This is a genomic window from Nocardia sp. NPDC056064 (assembly GCF_042266925.1).
Lineage (GTDB): Bacteria > Actinomycetota > Actinomycetes > Mycobacteriales > Mycobacteriaceae > Nocardia.
The window spans coordinates 166,830-184,238 of sequence record NZ_JBHJWO010000002.1; the positions used below are offsets into that span (position 1 = coordinate 166,830).

Annotated in this window: 17 protein-coding genes; 8 read left to right on the plus strand and 9 right to left on the minus strand. The window is 70.9% G+C overall.

Translation table 11 applies throughout. The features are described from left to right. Window positions 1–42 precede the first annotated feature (42 nt). Together ACFC06_RS24630 and ACFC06_RS24635 are read right to left on the minus strand one after the other, a co-directional pair. Window positions 43–1,308 carry an acyltransferase gene (locus ACFC06_RS24630; protein ID WP_375936222.1) on the minus strand — a complete coding sequence of 422 codons (1,266 nt, stop codon included), beginning with the start codon at window positions 1,306–1,308 and terminating at the stop codon, window positions 43–45. A 276-nt stretch (window positions 1,309–1,584) separates the two neighbouring features. After that, on the minus strand, window positions 1,585–2,985 hold the full coding sequence (locus tag ACFC06_RS24635; protein WP_375936225.1) for a glycine--tRNA ligase: 1,401 nt from the start codon (window positions 2,983–2,985) through the stop codon (window positions 1,585–1,587). A 138-nt stretch (window positions 2,986–3,123) separates the two neighbouring features. Here ACFC06_RS24635 and ACFC06_RS24640 point away from each other — a divergent pair, with 138 nt between their 5' ends. The 5 genes from ACFC06_RS24640 to ACFC06_RS24660 all read left to right on the plus strand — a co-directional run bounded on the left by ACFC06_RS24640 (window position 3,124) and on the right by ACFC06_RS24660 (window position 6,668). Continuing rightward, window positions 3,124–3,474, plus strand: a complete 351-nt coding sequence (locus ACFC06_RS24640) for a metalloregulator ArsR/SmtB family transcription factor (RefSeq protein WP_336083343.1) — start codon at window positions 3,124–3,126, stop codon at window positions 3,472–3,474. Next, window positions 3,471–3,923, plus strand: a complete 453-nt coding sequence (locus tag ACFC06_RS24645) for a Fur family transcriptional regulator (protein ID WP_375936228.1) — start codon at window positions 3,471–3,473, stop codon at window positions 3,921–3,923. Before ACFC06_RS24640 ends, ACFC06_RS24645 begins: the two co-directional genes overlap by 4 nt. Window positions 3,924–4,042: 119 nt before the next feature. Beyond that, complete coding sequence (locus ACFC06_RS24650; RefSeq protein WP_375936231.1) at window positions 4,043–4,336, plus strand: hypothetical protein; 294 nt, start codon at window positions 4,043–4,045, stop codon at window positions 4,334–4,336. Then, the gene (locus ACFC06_RS24655) at window positions 4,336–6,177 is read left to right on the plus strand and encodes a hypothetical protein (RefSeq protein WP_375936234.1); all 1,842 of its coding nucleotides are present in this window, start codon (window positions 4,336–4,338) and stop codon (window positions 6,175–6,177) included. Before ACFC06_RS24650 ends, ACFC06_RS24655 begins: the two co-directional genes overlap by 1 nt. After that, window positions 6,174–6,668 carry a hypothetical protein gene (locus ACFC06_RS24660; protein WP_375936237.1) on the plus strand — a complete coding sequence of 165 codons (495 nt, stop codon included), beginning with the start codon at window positions 6,174–6,176 and terminating at the stop codon, window positions 6,666–6,668. Before ACFC06_RS24655 ends, ACFC06_RS24660 begins: the two co-directional genes overlap by 4 nt. Before the next feature lie 98 nt (window positions 6,669–6,766). Here ACFC06_RS24660 and ACFC06_RS24665 read toward each other — a convergent pair whose 3' ends face one another. Further along, entirely contained in the window at window positions 6,767–7,738 is a 972-nt protein-coding gene (locus ACFC06_RS24665) for a hypothetical protein (RefSeq protein WP_375936240.1), read from the minus strand. Window positions 7,739–7,839: 101 nt separating this feature from the next. Between ACFC06_RS24665 and ACFC06_RS24670 the strand changes: the two genes are divergently transcribed. Continuing rightward, complete coding sequence (locus ACFC06_RS24670) at window positions 7,840–8,439, plus strand: TetR/AcrR family transcriptional regulator (RefSeq protein ID WP_375936243.1); 600 nt, start codon at window positions 7,840–7,842, stop codon at window positions 8,437–8,439. A gap of 147 nt (window positions 8,440–8,586) precedes the next feature. Next, window positions 8,587–9,336 (plus strand): LGFP repeat-containing protein, encoded by a 750-nt coding sequence (locus ACFC06_RS24675; RefSeq protein ID WP_375936245.1) that lies wholly within the window; start codon window positions 8,587–8,589, stop codon window positions 9,334–9,336. A gap of 3 nt (window positions 9,337–9,339) precedes the next feature. Here the strand turns inward: ACFC06_RS24675 and ACFC06_RS24680 are convergent, their stop codons facing one another. The 5 genes from ACFC06_RS24680 to ACFC06_RS24700 all read right to left on the minus strand — a co-directional run bounded on the left by ACFC06_RS24680 (window position 9,340) and on the right by ACFC06_RS24700 (window position 12,913). Then, entirely contained in the window at window positions 9,340–9,771 is a 432-nt protein-coding gene (locus ACFC06_RS24680) for a YbjN domain-containing protein (RefSeq protein ID WP_375936248.1), read from the minus strand. Then, complete coding sequence (locus ACFC06_RS24685) at window positions 9,768–10,580, minus strand: isoprenyl transferase (protein WP_375936251.1); 813 nt, start codon at window positions 10,578–10,580, stop codon at window positions 9,768–9,770. Before ACFC06_RS24685 ends, ACFC06_RS24680 begins: the two co-directional genes overlap by 4 nt. A gap of 68 nt (window positions 10,581–10,648) precedes the next feature. Next, window positions 10,649–11,404: a DNA repair protein RecO gene (recO, locus tag ACFC06_RS24690; RefSeq protein ID WP_375936254.1), complete on the minus strand. Its 756-nt coding sequence runs from the start codon at window positions 11,402–11,404 to the stop codon at window positions 10,649–10,651. 53 nt (window positions 11,405–11,457) lie between these two features. Further along, on the minus strand, window positions 11,458–12,060 hold the full coding sequence (locus tag ACFC06_RS24695; RefSeq protein WP_375936257.1) for a TetR/AcrR family transcriptional regulator: 603 nt from the start codon (window positions 12,058–12,060) through the stop codon (window positions 11,458–11,460). Further along, a complete protein-coding gene (locus ACFC06_RS24700) occupies window positions 12,047–12,913 on the minus strand; it encodes an alpha/beta fold hydrolase (RefSeq protein ID WP_375936260.1) in 867 nt (288 codons plus the stop codon). Before ACFC06_RS24700 ends, ACFC06_RS24695 begins: the two co-directional genes overlap by 14 nt. Before the next feature lie 150 nt (window positions 12,914–13,063). On the opposite strand from ACFC06_RS24700, the gene ACFC06_RS24705 reads away from it, so the two are divergent. Then, the gene (locus tag ACFC06_RS24705) at window positions 13,064–14,485 is read left to right on the plus strand and encodes an amidase (RefSeq protein WP_375936263.1); all 1,422 of its coding nucleotides are present in this window, start codon (window positions 13,064–13,066) and stop codon (window positions 14,483–14,485) included. A gap of 16 nt (window positions 14,486–14,501) precedes the next feature. Here ACFC06_RS24705 and ACFC06_RS24710 read toward each other — a convergent pair whose 3' ends face one another. Next, complete coding sequence (locus ACFC06_RS24710; protein WP_375936265.1) at window positions 14,502–17,339, minus strand: ABC transporter substrate-binding protein; 2,838 nt, start codon at window positions 17,337–17,339, stop codon at window positions 14,502–14,504. Between the last annotated feature and the right edge of the window lie 70 nt (window positions 17,340–17,409).

The window sequence follows — 17,409 nt, forward strand, 5'->3', positions numbered from 1 at the left end:
CGATCCGGGCATGTCCGGGCGGACTCCGATCGGCGGCCTCGGTCAGGCCGAGGCTGCCTCGTGATCGGCGGCGTCCCAGGTCAATTCATCGGCGGCGGCGGAGAGGAGTTCGACGGCTCGGGGGCCGCCGCCGAGGCGAGCCAGGGTCAGGCGGCCCAGGTAGGTGTAGACGAGGAAGGTGACGGCGGCGGAGGCGCCCGTGGAGGGGCGGGGGTGCGCGGAGAGGTAGACGATCTCGTAGTCGTCGAGGATGAGGCCGTCGGGCGCGCGGAAGGTGGGGACCGTGCCGGTGTTGGTGAGGGCGATGTGGCCCGCGGTGGAGTGGACGCGGGTGGGGCCGAAGAAGTCGGGGAAGTGCAGGACAGACTGCTCGATCACGCCAGTGGCCAGGTCGTCGTGCAGGGCGGTGCCGATGCGGCGGGCCAGGGTGACTACGTCGTCGAACTCGGTGGTGGTGAAGGCGGCGAGGCCGGAGACATTGGTGCCCGCGGCCGCGGCGACCGGCGGGTCGAGGCGTCTGCGCAGATCGACCGGGTAGACACAGCCCACCTGGTCGACGCCGTACACCGCCGCGAAGGCACGCAGCACCGCCGCGGTGACCAGCCCGTTGACACTCACCGCCCGCGTGCGCGCCAGCTCGAGCACCCGCGCCGTCTCGGCCGGATCGAGCTGGACGCGGGCGGGCCGGGCCAGCGCGGGCGAGGCGGGCTGCGAGGACTGCACCACCCCGACCGCGTCGGCCACGACGAGCGGCCGGGTGACACCTTCCAGCCCCGAGCGCGGCCCCCGCACGACTCCGCGCCGGGCCAGCAGCGATTCCGCCGATTCCGGATACTCGCGCGGCCCGGCCGCGATCGACCCGGTCTCCACGTGATCGGTGTAGTACCCCCACAGCCGCGCGAACAGCTCGACGCAGTGCCCGGCGTCGGCGACACTGTGGTGCACGAACAGGGTGACCCTGGCCCGATCCTCCTCGGCCAGCACCACATCCAGGTACCCGAGCTGCGCGCGCGGGCTCAGCGATTCGGCCGGAATCCGCACCTCGTCCGGATCACCGAAACTCACCCACGCGCCGACCGGCTCGATGTGCCCGGGGCGCAGCAGGATTCCGTTCTCCTCGGCGTCCTCGACGATGCGGCACACCAGAATCGGGAACGCGCGCTGCAAGGCCGCGAACGCCGCGCCCAACGCCACCGGATCGAGTTCGCCACGCACCGTCACCGACCGCCCGGTGAACGTCGCGTGCCGCACGAATCGCTGCTCCGACGGGTCGAGCACCCGCACCACATCTTCCGGTTCCCACAGCACAACGGAAAGAGTGAGGCAACACCCCGGCGAACGCAAACCGGTCGCCCGGTCTGTGACCAAGCACGCTCACCCGCTGACGCACCCCGAGATCCCGGCGCCTCCCCACACTCTCAGCCCCGCACATCCCGACCTCGAGGAGGGATCGCCGCGCAGCGGCGGTTCGCGGCCGTCCCGTCGATCAGGTGCCGTTGCGTAGGCGACGAAGGAGCAAGCAACGGTGCCTGATCGACGGGACCCAAGGGGCCGCGAACTCGAGCGCGCCAGCGCTCCGAAAACTCAAGCGCCGATCAGGTGGGCTGCCAGGTAGGACTCGACCTTGTCCAGGGCGATGCGTTCCTGGGCCATCGAGTCGCGTTCGCGGATCGTCACGGCCTGGTCGTCGAGGGTGTCGAAGTCGACCGTGATGCAGAACGGGGTGCCGATCTCGTCTTGGCGGCGGTAGCGGCGGCCGATGGCGCCCGCGTCGTCGAAGTCGACGTTCCAGTTGCGGCGCAGCTGGGCGGCGAGGTCCTTGGCCTTCGGGGTCAGGTCGGCGTTGCGCGAGAGCGGCAGCACCGCGGCCTTGACCGGCGACAGACGGCGGTCCAGGCGCAGCACCGTGCGCACGTCGACGCCGCCCTTGGCGTTGGGGGCCTCGTCCTCGGCGTAGGCGTCGACCAGGAAGGCCATCAGCGAACGGGTCAGGCCGGCGGCGGGCTCGATGACGTACGGGATGTAGCGCTCACCGGAAGCCTGATCGAAGAAGCTCAGGTCGGTGCCGGAGTGCTCCGAGTGCGTCTTGAGGTCGTAGTCGGTGCGGTTGGCGATGCCCTCGAGCTCGCCCCACTCGCTGCCCTGGAAGCGGAAGCGGTACTCGATGTCGGTGGTGCCCGCCGAGTAGTGCGACAGCTTTTCCTTGGGGTGCTCGTAGAGGCGCAGGTTCTCCGGATCGATGCCCAGGTCGGTGTACCAGGCCAGGCGGGTGTCGATCCAGTACTTGTGCCACTCGGCGTCTTCGCCGGGCTTGACGAAGAACTCCATCTCCATCTGCTCGAACTCGCGGGTGCGGAAGATGAAGTTGCCCGGCGTGATCTCGTTGCGGAAGCTCTTGCCGATCTGGGCGATGCCGAACGGCGGCTTCTTGCGCGCGGTGGTCTCGACGTTCTTGTAGTTGACGAAGATGCCCTGCGCGGTCTCGGGACGCAGGTAGTGCAGGCCCTCTTCGTCGTCGACCGGGCCGAGGAAGGTCTTGAGCAGACCGGAGAAGTTCTTGGGCTCGGTCCACTTGCCGGGCTGGCCGGTCTCGGGGTCGTTGATGTCGGCCAGGCCGTTGGCGGGCGGGTGGCCGTGCTTCTCCTCGTAGGCTTCCAGGAGGTGGTCGGCGCGGTAGCGCTTGTGTGTGTGCAGCGACTCGACCAGCGGATCGGAGAAGGTCTCGACGTGGCCGGAGGCCTCCCAGACCTGGCGCGGCAGGATCACCGAGGAGTCGAGGCCGACGACGTCGTCGCGGCTGGTCACCATGGTGCGCCACCACTGCCGCTTGATGTTGTCCTTCAGCTCGACGCCCAGCGGACCGTAGTCCCACGCCGACTTGGTGCCTCCGTAGATCTCACCGCACGGGTAGACCAGACCCCGGCGCTTGGCGAGGTTGGCAACGGTGTCCACCTTCGACTTGGGTGCCACGCGAGATTTCTCCATCCCTTAGGGAATCGGACAAGTGATGCCGTCCAGCGTATCGGCACCTGCCAAGCGGTTTTGCACCGACCGGCGTGCCCCATTCGACATGCGCACGTCTGCATGTCAAAATGGCATCGGTTTCCATTAAGGAGTTGGTTGATGACCACCGATGCCGCCGCCGCGCACTCGCACACCCCGTATCACTCCGCCGCCCCCGCGGCGGTGCCCGCTCGGGCGATCCTCGAGGACGCGGGCGAACTGCTGCGAGCCCTCGCCGCGCCGGTACGGATCGCCATCGTATTGCAGCTACGCGAGTCGCCGCGCTGCGTACACGAGCTGGTGGACGCGCTCGGGGTCACCCAGCCGCTGGTCAGCCAGCATCTGCGCATTCTCAAGTCGGCGGGCGTCGTCCACGGGGAACGCTCGGGCCGCGAGGTGCTCTACGAACTCGTCGACGATCATCTGGCGCATATCGTCGTCGATGCCGTCGCCCATGCCGAGGAAGGATGACACCGTTGGCGGACAACAATCCGGGAAAGCAGGTCGGGGTGCGCAGCACGCGTCAGCGCAGCGCGATCTCGGCCCTGCTCGGCGATATCGACGAGTTCCGTTCCGCCCAGGAACTGCACGACGAGCTGCGCAAACGCGGTGAGGGCATCGGCCTGACCACCGTCTACCGCACGCTGCAGTCGCTGGCCGACGCGGGCATGGTCGACGTGCTGCGCACCGACTCCGGCGAGTCGGTCTACCGGCAGTGCTCGAGCGGGCATCACCACCACCTGGTCTGCCGCCACTGCGGGCGCACCGTCGAGGTCGAGGGCCCCACCGTCGAGGCCTGGGCCGAGGCCATCGCCGCCGATCACGGCTTCACCGAGGTGAGCCACACCCTCGAGATCTTCGGCACCTGCCGCGACTGCGTGCGCGCCAGGAGCACGACGGAAGAAGCCGCTTCCGTGTGACACACGTCACATGATGGAACCCTCGATTCGCGCGCCCCGTCCAACCTTCACGAACAGACCGATCCGCACGGTGGGTACCGACGGCCGCAGGCCCGTTCGGCGTCGAAGGAGGGGAACTCGTGAGCGGCACCCTGGGCGTGGAGCCCGATCAGCTGAAGACCATGGCCACGACGTGGCGCGGCGAGGGCGGTGAGGTCGGCGGGCTCGCCTGGACGGCCCTGAACGAGGCCACCGGAGACGGCAGCGAGGTGCTGGCCACGGTGCGCGGCCTGGTCGACCCCGCCCGGCAGGCCATGACCTCGATCGCGGATCGCTATGCGGCCCTGGCGGATCTGGTGGACCTCTTCTCCGCCGATATCCAGGCCAAGGACGCCGAGATCGCCGCGGCGATCGACACCCTCCCGGACCGCTGATGCGCCCGACCCTCCCCCAGCTCGACGGCTGGAACCTAGACGGCTTGCAGCGGGCCGCGACCGCCGCGCGCGCCAATGCCGACCTGCTGTCCGCCTCGGTCGAGGACTGTTCGCGGGCCGCGTCGGCGGCGGGCGGCTGGCACGGGCGCACCAAGGACGCGGCCACCCGCCGCATCGACGCCGAAGTCGACCACGGCTACGAGGTGCGCACGGTGCTGCTGCGCATCGCCGACGACGCGGCGGACGCCTGGCAGGGTTTGCAGCACGCCCGCGCCTATGTCCTCGATCAGCGCGGGGTCGCGCTCACGCAGGGGTTCCTGGTGGAGCCGGACGGGCGGGTGAGTCATCCGGACCCGGCCAGGGAGGGTGACGCCGGGGTCTTCCAGCTGAACCTGTTCGGCGGGCTCGACGAGATCGAGCGCATCGACGGGCAGTTCGGCACCCGGCTGCGGGAATCGCTGGCCGATCTCGGCGCCCTGCGCGTCGGCCAGCCCGATATCGCCCTGGCCGACGGGACCCTGGCCGACCCCGATGCCGTGGCGGTGCGCCTGGCGGCGATGTCGGCCGACGAGCGGGCGAGCCTGCTCGCGGGCCTGAGCCCGGAGGCGCTGCGTCAACTGCTGATCGCCGCGCCGGAGAAGCTGGGAAATCTGAACGGGGTGCCCTTCGCCCTGCGGATCGAGGCCAACGAGATCAATATCCGCAATGCCCTCACCGCCGAGAAGCGCAAACCCGAGCGCGACGAGGCACGGGTCCGGCAGCTCGAGGCGATGCTCTCCCCGATCCCGAACCCCGACGGCGCGGGCACCCTCGGCACCACCCCCGCGGCGACCGGTGCGGGCGCGACACCGCGCCTCGACCTGGTCGACCGCCAGTTCGTCATGTTCAGCACCGAGGGCAACGGGCGGATGATCGAGATGGTCGGCACGATGCGGTCCGGAGTACCCGGGGTCGGGGTGTATGTGCCGGGCACCAGCACCAACCTGAACGGGTCCGGATCCAATCATGTGGCCGCGTGGAACCTCGCCGACCAGACCGGCGGCCCGGTGTTCCTGTACATGGAGGGCGATTTCCCGCAGAGCCTGACCAGCCTGTCCGACGGGGCGCCGAGTCCGCGTTTCGCGGCCGACATGGCGCCCCGGCTGGTCGATTTCGGTCGCGAGGTCGACCGCGAGGTGAGCGCGCACGCGCCCGGGACGCCGGTGTCGTATGTGGGCCATTCCTACGGCGGGTCGATCGTCGGTTCCGCCGAACAGCTCGGCCTGCGCGCCGACCGGGTGCTGCACGCGTCCTCGGCGGGCACCGGGGTGTTCGACGGCGGATGGAACAACCCGAATCCGCAGGTCCAGCGCTATTCGATGACGGCGCCGGGCGATCTGATCGGCGTGGTCCAGTCCTATCCGGACGAGGGCTTGCGGCTGCCGGGCATCGGTGGGCTGCCGGGGAACCCGCACGCCGCCGATGTCGGCGGCGATCCCGACGAGGTGCCCGGTGTCACCCGCCTCGACACCGGCTTCTACGGCCGGGATTTCGACGGGCACGAGCGCGGCGAGGTCGTCTTCGGGCCCGACGGGCACGGAAAGTACTGGGACGACCCGTCTTCGACGGCCTTCCAGAACATCGTCGGGGTGATCAGGGGCGGCGAGGTCACCGGGTATGTCGAGCGCGGGATCGAGACCGAGTGGATCGATATCGGGCTGGGCGACAACGGCGACGGCGTCAAGGAAGGCTTCGACGCGGGCAAGGCGGCGACCGCCGGACAGCTCTTCGGCGTGGATCCGTACGCGGATCCACGCATCACCGACAACCCCGGTCTCGGACCGAAACTCGACGTCGCGTGAGGCGCGCGGGATGGGTCGTGGTGGCGGCCGGGCTGGCGACCACGGCCTGCGGCGGGCTCGTCCCGGAGGGACCGTCGAATCAGGACATCGCCGACACCACCGGACTGACCGTGGCCGAGGCGGTTCCACTCGTGGCCGATAATTTCGAGCGCGTCTGGCCGGAGCCGGTCACCGTCGAGGACAGCGCGGTCCAACTGGGGAACGGCTGCCGAACCGATCGGGGTTCCCTGCGGAGCACCGGGCCGCCGTGGGCGCCGTCCTACGAGCGGGAAATCGCCGATCCCCCAGCGGAATTCGTCGACCGCGCGCTGGCGAAGCTGGCGGCGATGACCGCGCACGGGTTCGTCCTCGCGGAGAACCCGGTCCCCGGCGACGATCCCGTCAACCGCGTCTACCGCGACTCCCGGGGATTCTCGGTCGCCACCCTGCGCTACGGCTCGGCACCGACACGTTTCGTGCTGCGGTCGTCCTCCCCCTGCGCCGCCGAATAACGACCCGATGCGCCGCACGATCTGTGCGGCGCATCGGGGTCGACTCGGTGGTGCCGGGGCGCGGACCTAGCCCGGAGCCTTCGAGCTCCAGGACAGGACTACGCGGCGACCGGGACCGGTTCGCCGGCGACGGGCTCCACCGTCGTGCGTGCGCGCAACGCCCCGAACCCGAGCAGCGCCAGACCCGCCGCCGACCAGCCCAGCAGCACCGCGAGCGGACCGGCCGCGCCCGCGCCGCCGAAGTAGGCGATCGAGCGCAGGAGGGAGGCGGCGGCGCCGGGTGGGAAGAGCTGGCCGAGGGTGCCCCACGGCTGGGGCAGCAGTTCCGGTGCCGAGGTGGCGGCGGAGAACGGGTTGCCGATGAGCAGCATGGTCAGCGCGCCGAGGCCGATGCCGGGGCGGCCGAGGGCGGCGGCGAGACCGACGACGGTCACGGCCACGGCGAACATGGCCAGCCCGGCGATCGCGGCCAGTTCGAGGTAGGCACCGGGGACGATCGAGAGCCAGGTGTGGAAGATCAGCGTGCTGAGCAGCCCGCCGGCCAGGCCGAAGGTGGCCAGGCCCGCGAGGCGGGCGCCGAAGGCGGGCACCAGCAGGGTCAGCAGGACGCCCGCGGCGATGCCGGACATGACCAGCGGCAGCACCATCGAGCCGAAGCCGGCGCCGCGCGGGTCGTCGGGATCGGTGGCGACCACGTCCTGGACCGGTGCGGGGGCGGCGCCACCGAGTTGCTGGGCGAGGGCGGTGAGCTGCTGGGCGACCGCGGGTGAGGCGGCCGAGGCGACCAGGAGCTGGGGCGCGCCCTCGCCGGTGACGATCGCGCCGTAGATCTCGTTGTCGGCCAGCGCGTTCCGCGCGGCGCCCGCGTCGGCCAGCGTCGTGATGGCGAAGGCGTCGGGGCTCTGCTGTTGCAGCCGCTGGGCGACCTGTGCGGACTGTGGGCCGGTGACGGCGATGGGCAGGTCGCGCGGGGCGAGGTTGACCGCGGGCCAGGCGAAGGCGATCAGGAGCAGGGCCTGCAGCATCGTCGCCGCCAGACCGAGAGCCACTGCTCGGCGGGTGATCGTCATGACATTCTCCCTTAAAGCGAATGTTCGTTCTTTTTGGTGGTTCCACGGTGACACCGCGGCCGAGCGCTTGTCAAGAACGGATATTCGTTTTATTTTTGGGCATGCCCCGAGTCAGCGAAGAACATCTCGAACGCCGCAGGCAGCAGATCCTCGACGCCGCCCAGGTGTGCTTCACCCGCAAGGGCTTCCACGAGACCTCGATGCAGGACGTGTTCACCGAGTCGGGGCTCTCGGCCGGGGCGGTCTACCGGTACTTCACCAGCAAGAACGAGATCATCCGCGCGCTGGTGTCGAACACGATGGGCCCGCTGCGTGCCCGGCTCGCCGAGATCATCCGCGGCGACGAGCTGCCGATGCCCGGGGAGGTCATCCGGCTGCTGACCGCCGAGATCGTGAAACGCAGTGGCCCCGACGGCCCCCTGCGGCTGGCCCCGCAGGCGTGGGCGCTGGCGATGGTGCAGCCCGATTCGGGCGTACCGGTGCGCGAGACGATCGCGGCGATGCGGGAGCTATGGGTCGAATACGGGCTGCGGCTGCGCGAGCGGGACCTGCTGCCCGCCGACGCCGACCTCGACGCCTTCGCCAAGACGATCATTGGCGTGCTGCCCGGCTTCATCCTCCAGCACCTGCTGCTCGAGGACATCACCCCCGACGACGTCGGCCGCGGGCTCGAGCTGATGCTGCCGCTCCCCCGGACCTGACACACCACACAATCGCCCACCCGGTCCGGCGGGAGGTAAGACAGCTCACTGTTACGGCGGGCGGCGAACGGGTAGGTTCGGGTGCGGCATCGGTGGGGTCGTGGGCCACCAAGCCATCGACACATCGATCCGACCAGGGAGTTTCCTGTGGCACTACACCGACGAACCCTTCGCGCACGCGGCCTGGCCGCCCTCGCCGCCGCGACCGTGGCGGTCCTGATCCCCGCGGCCGTCGCCGGCAGCGCGCAGGCCAGGAAGATCGGCGAATTCGAGGTCGGCGGGGCGATCGAGGCCGAATACGACCTGGTGGGCGGCGGCCTGCTCGGTGACCCCACCTCCCCCGAGGCCGACGCGGCCGCCGGTGGCAAGTACCAGACCTTCGCGAACAACGCCGCCATCTACTGGCACCCCGACACCGACGCCCGCACCGTCGCGGGCCAGATCCGCGACAAGTACGCCGAGCTGGGCAACGAGGGGGGCAAGCTGGGCTACCCGGTCACCCGCGAGGAGTCCACGCCCGGCGGCGCCGGTCGCTACAACCACTTCCAGCAGGGCTCGATCTACTGGTCCGTCGGCACCGGCGCGCATCAGATCAGCGGCCCGATCCGGGACAAGTGGGCGGCGCTGGGCTGGGAGTCGAGCCCGCTGGGCTTCCCGCTCAGCGACGTGTCCGCGGCGGGCAAGGGCGGTCAGTTCTCGATGTTCCCGACCGGTGCCATCTACTGGACCGCGACCACCGGCGCGCACGCGGTGTGGGGCAGCATCCAGGCCGACTGGATCCGCGCGGGCGCCGAGACCGGCCGCTACGGCTACCCGACCAGCGACGAGTACGACTACCAGGGCGGCAAGGCCCAGGACTTCCAGGGCGGCAAGCTCACCTGGAAGCCCGAGAGCTGACGGCTACGGCGCGAGCAGTCCCTGGCGGGCCCTGCTCGCGCCGGTGAGCGCCAGCAGCAGCATGGTGGTCAGCGCCTGGTCGTCGAGGCCCTCGGCCGGGAAGGTGTAGCGCAGGATCACATCGCCGAGCTTGCCGCGCGCGATCAGGGTGACCGAGCCGAACTGGATCTCGTTGTTGCGCTCGGCGACCCGCTTGTGCAGCTGCGGCTTGAGCGCGCGATCCCAGGCCAGCACGCTGGTCAGCGAGAGCACCGTGAGACCGGGCGCGAGGGTGACCGCGCGGATCGAGCACAGCGCGCCGTCGTATTCGAAACCGAGCGAGCCGTCGGCGTCGACGCGGATGTCGATGTCCTGCATCTGCAGGCAGGCGCCGGTGCGCGCCTGCAGGTCCAGTTCGGGGGTGACCACCGCGTCCATGTCGGCTCCGTCGCTCATTTGGTGCCGCCGAAGCGACGATCGCGCTTGGCGTATTCCAGGCACGCGTCCCACAGGTTACGCCGGTCGAAGTCGGGGAAAAGGGTGTCCTGGTAGACGAATTCGGCGTAGGCGGCCTGCCAGATGAGGAAGTTCGAGCTGCGGAACTCGCCGGAGGGGCGCAGGAACAGGTCGACGTCGGGCATATCGGGTTCGTCGAGGTAGCGCGCGACGGTGGCCTCGTCGACCTTCTCCGGGTCGATCTCGCCCGCCGCGACCCGGCGCGCGATCTCGCGGGCGGCGTCGGCGATCTCGGCGCGGCCGCCGTAGTTGACGCACATGGTCAGCGTCATCACGTCGTTGTCCTTGGTGAGCTCCTCGGCGACCTCGAGCTCCTTGATCACGCTGCGCCACAGGCGCGGGCGGCGGCCCGCCCAGCGCACCCGCACGCCCATCTCGTGCATCTCGTCGCGGCGGCGGCGGATGACATCGCGGTTGAAGCCCATCAGGAAGCGCACCTCGTCGGGGCTGCGCCGCCAGTTCTCGGTGGAGAAGGCGTAGGCCGACAGCCACTTCACGCCGATCTCGATACACCCTTCGACCGCGTCCATGAGCACGGCCTCGCCGCGCTCGTGCCCGGCGGTGCGGGGCAGCCCGCGCTCCTGGGCCCAGCGGCCGTTGCCGTCCATCACCAGCGCGACGTGCTCGGGCACCAGCTCGGCCGGGATCGCGGGCGGACGCGCGCCGGAGGGGTGCGGGGACGGCGGGCGCACGGTGCGGCCCGGCTTGCTCGCGGTGGCGGTGTCACGACGCAGGATCACGGCATCCATCCTGCCTGATCGCCGGGCGCGCCCCGCATGGGCCCGGTTCGCGGCCCGCCGGCACCGCGAACCGCTGGTCAGCCCGCGGTGGCGGTTCCGGCGGGCGAGCGTTCGATCAGCGGCAGGGTGCGCAGCTGACGTTCCAGGTGCCATTGCAGATGCGCGGCGACCAGGCCGCTGGCCTGGCGGCGGACATTGTCGGGGACCCCGGCGATGTAGTCCCACTCCCCCTTCAGCAGGGCGACGAGCAGATCCAGCACCCCCGCGACCGGCGTGCTGGCCCCCGGCGGCCTGCAGTGCACGCAGACCGCGCCGCCCGCGGCGACATGGAAGGCGCGGTGCGGGCCGGGGGTGGCGCAGCGGGCGCATTCGTCCAGTGCCGGTGCCCAGCCCGCGAAACCCATGGCGCGCAACAGGTACGCGTCGAGGATCAGTTCGTGGGGCCGCTGCTGGGCGGCGATGGCGCGCAGGGCGCTCGCGGTGAGCGAGTGCAGTTTCGGCGCGGGCGCGCGTTCCTCACCGGCCAGCCGTTCGGCGGTCTCTAGGACGGCGCAGGCGGTGGTGTAGCGGCCGTAGTCGTCGATGATGTCGGTGGCGAACGCCTCGAGCGTGCTCACCTGGGTGACGACGTCAAGGGTGCGGCCGGGATGCAGTTGCACATCGATGTAGGCGAACGGCTCGAGCCGTGCCCCGAATTTCGACTTGGTGCGCCGCACGCCCTTGGCCACCGCGCGCACCAGCCCGTGCTGCCTGGTCAGCAGCGTGACGATGCGATCGGCCTCGCCCAGCTTGTGCTGGCGCAGCACCACCGCCTCGTCCCGATACAACCGCACGGGCCCAGTCTTCCACGGGTGCCCGACACCGCGCACACGCCACACCCCGGCGGTCAGTCCCGGCGCAACAACCCGGCGATCAGTACCAGCAGCGACTGCTGGGTCTCGGTGCGCGCGCGGTCGGGGTCCTCGGCGTGGGCGACGATGAGCGAGGCTTCGGCGATGGCGCTGAGCAGCAGTTGCGCCAGCACGGGCACCGGTGCGGCGGTGACCAGGCCCGCGCTGGTGGCGCGGTCGAGCTGCTCGGTGATCAGGCCCAGTCCGTGCCGCGCCTCGAGCTCGCGCCAGGCCCGCCAGCCCAGCACGGTGGGAGCGTCGGTCAGGGCGATGCGCAGCACGTCGGGGCGGGCGCAGATCTCCAGGAAGCAGGCCAGGCCCGCGGTCATCCCGGCCAGGGTGTCGGCGGGGTCGGCGGCGTCGACCGCGCGGCGGACCTCGGCGGTGATCTCGCCTTCGAGTTCTTCGAGTACGGCCAGGAACAGGCCGCGCTTGTCGCCGTAGTGGTGGTGCAGGGCGCCACGGGTGACCCCCGCGGCGGCCACCAATTGCTCGGCGGAGGTGCCCGCGAAGCCGCGCTCGGCGAACAGGTCACGACCTGCCCGCTCGAGCGCGGCCCGGGTGGTGCGGGAGCGATCCTCCTGACTACGGCGCTGCATGCAGCCGAGTGAACTCCACGATCAGTTCGGTGAGCAACTCCGGCTGGTCCTCGGGCAGGAAGGTGTAGGAGTCGGCGACGGTGCGCAGGCTCGCCCGGGGCAGATCGGTGACCAGGCGTTCGGCCAGGGCCATCGGGAACAGCTTGTCCTCGGTGGACCAGATGACCTGGACCGGCAGATCCACCTCGGCGAAGCGTTCGGCCGCGGCGAGGGTGTGCCGGTTGCTCACCCCGGCGGCGAAGCGGCGCAGGTCGGCCCGGATGGCGGCGTCGCGGCGGGCGGGCCCGAGGTAGGACTGCGCGATCTCGCCGGGCAGTGCGTGCTTGGTGACCCAGCCGAACCCCAGCGGCAGACGCTGCACGGGCTTCCAGCGCATCGGCGCCAGCAGCGGCGCGATCGTGCCCGGCAGTTTCGCGACCTTCAGCAGGGCACCGAAGGGGAACGGCGGGAAGGTCTCGTAGCAGTCGACGGCCGCCAGCACGACCCGGCCGATCCGCTCCGGCCTGCGGGTCATCAGCAGCTGGGTGAGCGCGCCGCCGGTGTCGTTGGCGACGACGGTGACATCGGTGAGGTCGAGCGCGTCGAGGAACTCGGCGATCAGATCCGCGAGGCCGGTGGGCGTGAGGTCGGCCTCGGGCACCGGGATCGAGTGCGAGCCCAGCGGCCAGTCGGGGGCCAGGCAGCGGTGGCCCGCGGCGACCAGGCCGGGCACCACCTTCCGCCAGAGATCAGCGTTGACGAGCAGGCCGTGCACGAAGACCACCGGTGCCCCGGTGCCGATGTCGTGATAGCGGATCCGGCCCGTGGACAGGGCGATTTCGCGGGCCGGGCCGAGTGCTGGACTGATTCCCATGGGGTCCTCCCCTGGTCGAAGTCGGTACCCGTCCACTGTTACATACATTCCGTATGTATGTCTAGAACGAATACCCACCCCAGGGGTTGTGGACGGGTGACCAGTTCTCGCGCTACGGTCGAGCCACGCACCACACGAGACGGAGCTCACATGTCCGCGCCCGACCGCACCGCGCCCCAGGCCGACCTCGGCCTCACCGAACTGTCCGCAGCCCTGGCCGACGGGCACCTCTGCTCGGTCGCGGCCGTCACCGACGCGCTCGACCGCATCGAAGCGTCCCAGCCGACGCTCAACGCCTTCCGTGTCCTGCGCCGCGAGGCCGCCCTGCGCGAGGCCGCCGAGGCCGACGCCCGGCTCGCCGCCGGCGCGCGACTGCCCCTGCTCGGCGTGCCGATCGCGGTCAAGGACGACACCGATGTCGCCGGTGAGATCACCGCGTTCGGTTGCGGCGGGGAGTTCCGCCCGAAGACCGAGGACGCCGAATCGGTACGCAGGCTGCGCGCCGCGGGTGCGGTGATCGTGGGCAAGGCCAACACCTGTGAGCTGGGCCAGCTACCGTTCACCAGCGGTGACGCCTTCGGTCACTCCCGCAATCCCTGGGACCGCACCCGCACACCCGGCGGTTCCTCGGGCGGTTCGGCGGCGGCGGTCGCGGCCGGATTGGTACCGGCGGCACTGGGTTCCGACGGCGCGGGCTCGGTGCGTATCCCGGCGGCGTGGAACAACCTGGTCGGGATCAAACCGCAGCGCGGGCGCATCTCCACCTGGCCGCATCCCGAGGCGTTCTACGGTCTCACCGTCAACGGCCCGCTGGCCCGGACCGTGCGCGACGCGGCGCTGCTGCTCGACGTCGCCGCCGGTGCGCACGACGGCGACCTGCACACCCCGGCACCGATCGACGCGAGTGCCGCCGTCGGCCGTGATCCCGGCAGGCTCAGAATCGCGCTGTCGCTGCGTATTCCGTTCACCGCCACCAGGACCGCGCTGGACCCGCAGATCGCGGCCGCGGTACACGCGCTGGCGACGACCTTGCGCGGGCTCGGCCACACGGTCACCGTGGCCGACCTGCACTACGGCCTGATGATCGGCGCCTCGTTCCTGCCGCGCTCGATGGCGGGCATCAGCGCGGTGCGCCGCGCCATGCCCGAGGCGGTGGTCGACCCGCGCACCACCGCCAACGCCCGGCTCGGCCGGGTCCTCGGCGGTCCGGTCCTGGCCGCCGCGCGGTTCGCCGAACCGCTGCTCCGCAAGCGCATCGGCGGGTTCTTCGACGACTTCGACGTGGTGCTCGCGCCCACCACCGCCACCCCTGCCCCGGTCGCCGAGGAGATCGACGGTATCGGCGTCGGCGCGACCAACAGCCTGATCACCGCCGCCTGCCCCTACACCTGGCCGTGGAACGTACTGGGCTGGCCGAGTGTGAACGTGCCCGCCGGATTCACCGACACGGGCCTGCCGATCGGCGCCCAGCTGATGGGCACGGCGAACACCGAACCGAGGCTCATCGCGCTCGCGGCGCAACTGGAATCCGAACTGCACTGGGAGCGCACGCGACCCACCCCGTGGTGGTGAGTCGGGCCGGGGCGCACTATCGCCCCGGCTCTGTCCAGCCTTCGAGATCGCTCTTGGTTCCGGCCGGGCAACCGTCCTGTCCGGGCTTGCGCGGCATCATCAGCAGGCAGCGCTGCGGCCCGCCCGCGCCGACCGCCGTGGTGACCAGCACCGCGATCGAGGAGGTGTCGGCCACGCGTTTGGTGGCGAAGGCGAGCGTGCCGGTGACGCCGCGATAGTCGCTCTCGCGCAACTGGACCGCGATGGCGGTGCGGTTCGGCGGCTGGTCGCCGAGGACGCCGCGGCTGCTGCGCACGGCCTGCACGAACAGCCCGCTCACGTCGAAGGCCAGGCCGGTCCGGTCGCCCGCCCAGGTGGGCTGGTAGTTCGCCAGCCCGGGGTAGACGCGCAGGTCCTCGATCAGCCCGGCCAGTTCGGCGCAGAGCTGTTCGTGTTCGAAGGGCACCGGCTGGTTGCCGAGTTTGCCGACCCCGCGCACACAGTCGGCGCCACCGAGCATCACCGGTGACGCCTTGGCGACGTAGCGCACCGTCAGGTTCGACGGCAGTGCGGCGGTGGCCTTCTGGTCGGTGATCAGCCGGGTCACCGCGTCGTTGCCGAGGATCGCCGGGCCGCCGCCGCTGAGACAGCCCCGGCTCACCGACTTGGCGAAGGTCGCGAAATCGTCGTTGCGCCCGGCGAAGAACAGCAGCGTGCGCCGGTCGAACCCGGCCGACTCGCACGGCGCGGGAAAACGGTAGAGCTGCTGCTGTTCCCGCCAGCTCAGGCTCTCCTGGGCCACCCCGCGCTCGGCCAGCTCGGCGCGCACGTCCTCGACCAGCGTCGTCACATACAGGTCCTCGTCACCTTCGGGGTGATAGATGGCGACCTTGTCGTAGGCGGGCCCGCCGGTGGTGTCGCGGGCGCCCTGCGCGTAGTCGGCCACCAGCTTCGCCTGCACGGTATTGCTCGGCGCCGCCTGGAAATACAGCGGCGAGGCCTGGTCGAGACCGTCGGCCGACAGCGTCGTCGCCACGGCGGGCACCCCGAGTTCGCCGAGCCGGGTGATGGCCGTGCGGGTCTCGTCGGTGCTGCGATCGATGCCTACGACGCCGAGGACACTGGGGTCGTCGGCGATCAGCGCGCGCAGCGGATTGTCGACGACCCAGCGCGCGTGGCGCATATCCGAGCCGCCGTTGGCGATCACGATGCGTAGCAGGGGCTCCGACTCGTCGGCGGCCAGCAGCGCGCGCCGCTGCTGCACGGCCAGCCCCGCCAGTTCCTCGACCTGCGCGTGCGGATACTTCACATTCGTGTCGACATAGCTGAGTCCGGCGAAGTACACCAGCGAGATCAGCGGCCGGTTCGGGTTGCTGCGGCGCGCGTCCTCGGCGGCGGCATTGAGCCGGAACACTTCCCGCTGCATGGCCGAGAGCTCCGGGTCGTCGGCGAAGGTCTGAGCGGCATTGTCGCTGTAACCGACGCACTCGCCGTCACGCAGGCTCACCGAGACACCGTCGGTCCACGGCCAGTGCGAACACGGCGCACCGCGCAGCGGCGGAAAGTAGGTCAGGGCGGCGGCCACGGCGAGCACGACCGGGATGAGCACGCACAATCCGACGAACCAGCTGCGTGCGGCCAGTGGCGGCGCGGGCGGCAGGGCCATGCCGCGGAACCGCGAATCACTCACCCGCGGTGGGGTGTCGGCAGGCAGCAGCGCACGCAACGGCAGGAACCAGGCGTCGGCCTGACGATGGGTGCGCCGGTTGTCGATCTCGCGCAGCCAGGTCTGCAGTGGGTCCGGCGGCTGCGGTGTGGGCTGCTCGGCCAGGCTCTCCAGGGTCCGCAGCGGGCGCAGATCGGAGATGTCGGACAGCTCGGCGACCTCGCGCGGCGGTCCCTCCTCGCGCAGCGCGAGCACCACCAGCGGATCGAAGATGCCGGTCTCGTTGCGGATCTCGTTGATCCAGGTGAGGATGCGCGCCCCGTCACCGCCCTCGGACAGCCCGCCGAGCAACGCCACCGGATAGGCCGTGCGCCGCCAGCTAGAGGGCCGCCAGATCCGGCGGCGATAGGCATCGCGCAGATCCTCGAGGAAGGCGTGGATGAGCAGCTTGGCGACCTGCTCCTCGTTCTCGTCGACGCGGTGCGAGGCGGTGAGCCGGGACGCGAAACCCAGGAAGCTGCCGGACAATTCGGGTGCCAGGTAACGCTGGTGCAGGAACCAGCGCGTCACCTTCGACATCCCCGGTATCCGCCCGGAGACCCACAGCCACAACCGCAGCACCGGCCACAGCGCGAGCACACCGAACACGACCCGCGAGATCGTGTCCCCGGCAACGCCTTCGGCGGTGTCGGAGCGGCTGGTCGGTGAGCCACTGCGCAGCAGCTTGGGCAGCCTGCGACGCAGCTCGTCGGGTGCCTCGGCCTCGTCGCTGGTGACGCGCTGGCGGGTCAGCCAGTCGGCGGTGCGGTAGCGCGGGAACTTGATCGCGCCCATGGCGGTGTCGTCGGCGGCGAAACCCGCGACCAGCTGCTGGATGATCGGCAGGCAGTGGCCGGGGATCTCCTGCTCGGCCTGTGGCCCGTTGGCCAGGGCCTGCGGGTCCGGGGTGAGCGCGGTCGGTGCCAGATCGGGGGCGCGCAGATCGACCTTGGCGCGCGGGGTGGCCCGTCGGCCGCCGGATTCGCTGAGCCAGGTGTAGAGCTCGGCGACGAGCGCCGGATGACCGTGCACGCCGACCAGTTCGACGATCGGACGCGGCACCGTGCGCCGCCCGCGCCACAGGGTCCGCAGCACCCGCGGCCGGGTGTCGGGGATCTCGAGCGCCCGCAGCAACTCCAGCAGCTTGCCGACATCATTGGCTTCGGGCACTTCGACGGCCTCCCCGGACGATCAGCGAGCACGCCCAGCGAACCGGCGTGTTCGCCGAACGATACCCCGA

Coding starts and splice junctions, on each gene's coding strand:
- ACFC06_RS24700 (WP_375936260.1), bottom strand. CDS start 12,913: ATGGGAATCAGTCCAGCACTCGGCCCGGCCCGCGAAATCGCCCTGTCC.
- ACFC06_RS24685 (WP_375936251.1), bottom strand. CDS start 10,580: ATGGATGCCGTGATCCTGCGTCGTGACACCGCCACCGCGAGCAAGCCG.
- ACFC06_RS24640 (WP_336083343.1), top strand. CDS start 3,124: ATGACCACCGATGCCGCCGCCGCGCACTCGCACACCCCGTATCACTCC.
- ACFC06_RS24655 (WP_375936234.1), top strand. CDS start 4,336: ATGCGCCCGACCCTCCCCCAGCTCGACGGCTGGAACCTAGACGGCTTG.
- ACFC06_RS24645 (WP_375936228.1), top strand. CDS start 3,471: ATGACACCGTTGGCGGACAACAATCCGGGAAAGCAGGTCGGGGTGCGC.
- ACFC06_RS24635 (WP_375936225.1), bottom strand. CDS start 2,985: ATGGAGAAATCTCGCGTGGCACCCAAGTCGAAGGTGGACACCGTTGCC.
- ACFC06_RS24670 (WP_375936243.1), top strand. CDS start 7,840: ATGCCCCGAGTCAGCGAAGAACATCTCGAACGCCGCAGGCAGCAGATC.
- ACFC06_RS24695 (WP_375936257.1), bottom strand. CDS start 12,060: ATGCAGCGCCGTAGTCAGGAGGATCGCTCCCGCACCACCCGGGCCGCG.
- ACFC06_RS24665 (WP_375936240.1), bottom strand. CDS start 7,738: ATGACGATCACCCGCCGAGCAGTGGCTCTCGGTCTGGCGGCGACGATG.
- ACFC06_RS24680 (WP_375936248.1), bottom strand. CDS start 9,771: ATGAGCGACGGAGCCGACATGGACGCGGTGGTCACCCCCGAACTGGAC.
- ACFC06_RS24705 (WP_375936263.1), top strand. CDS start 13,064: ATGTCCGCGCCCGACCGCACCGCGCCCCAGGCCGACCTCGGCCTCACC.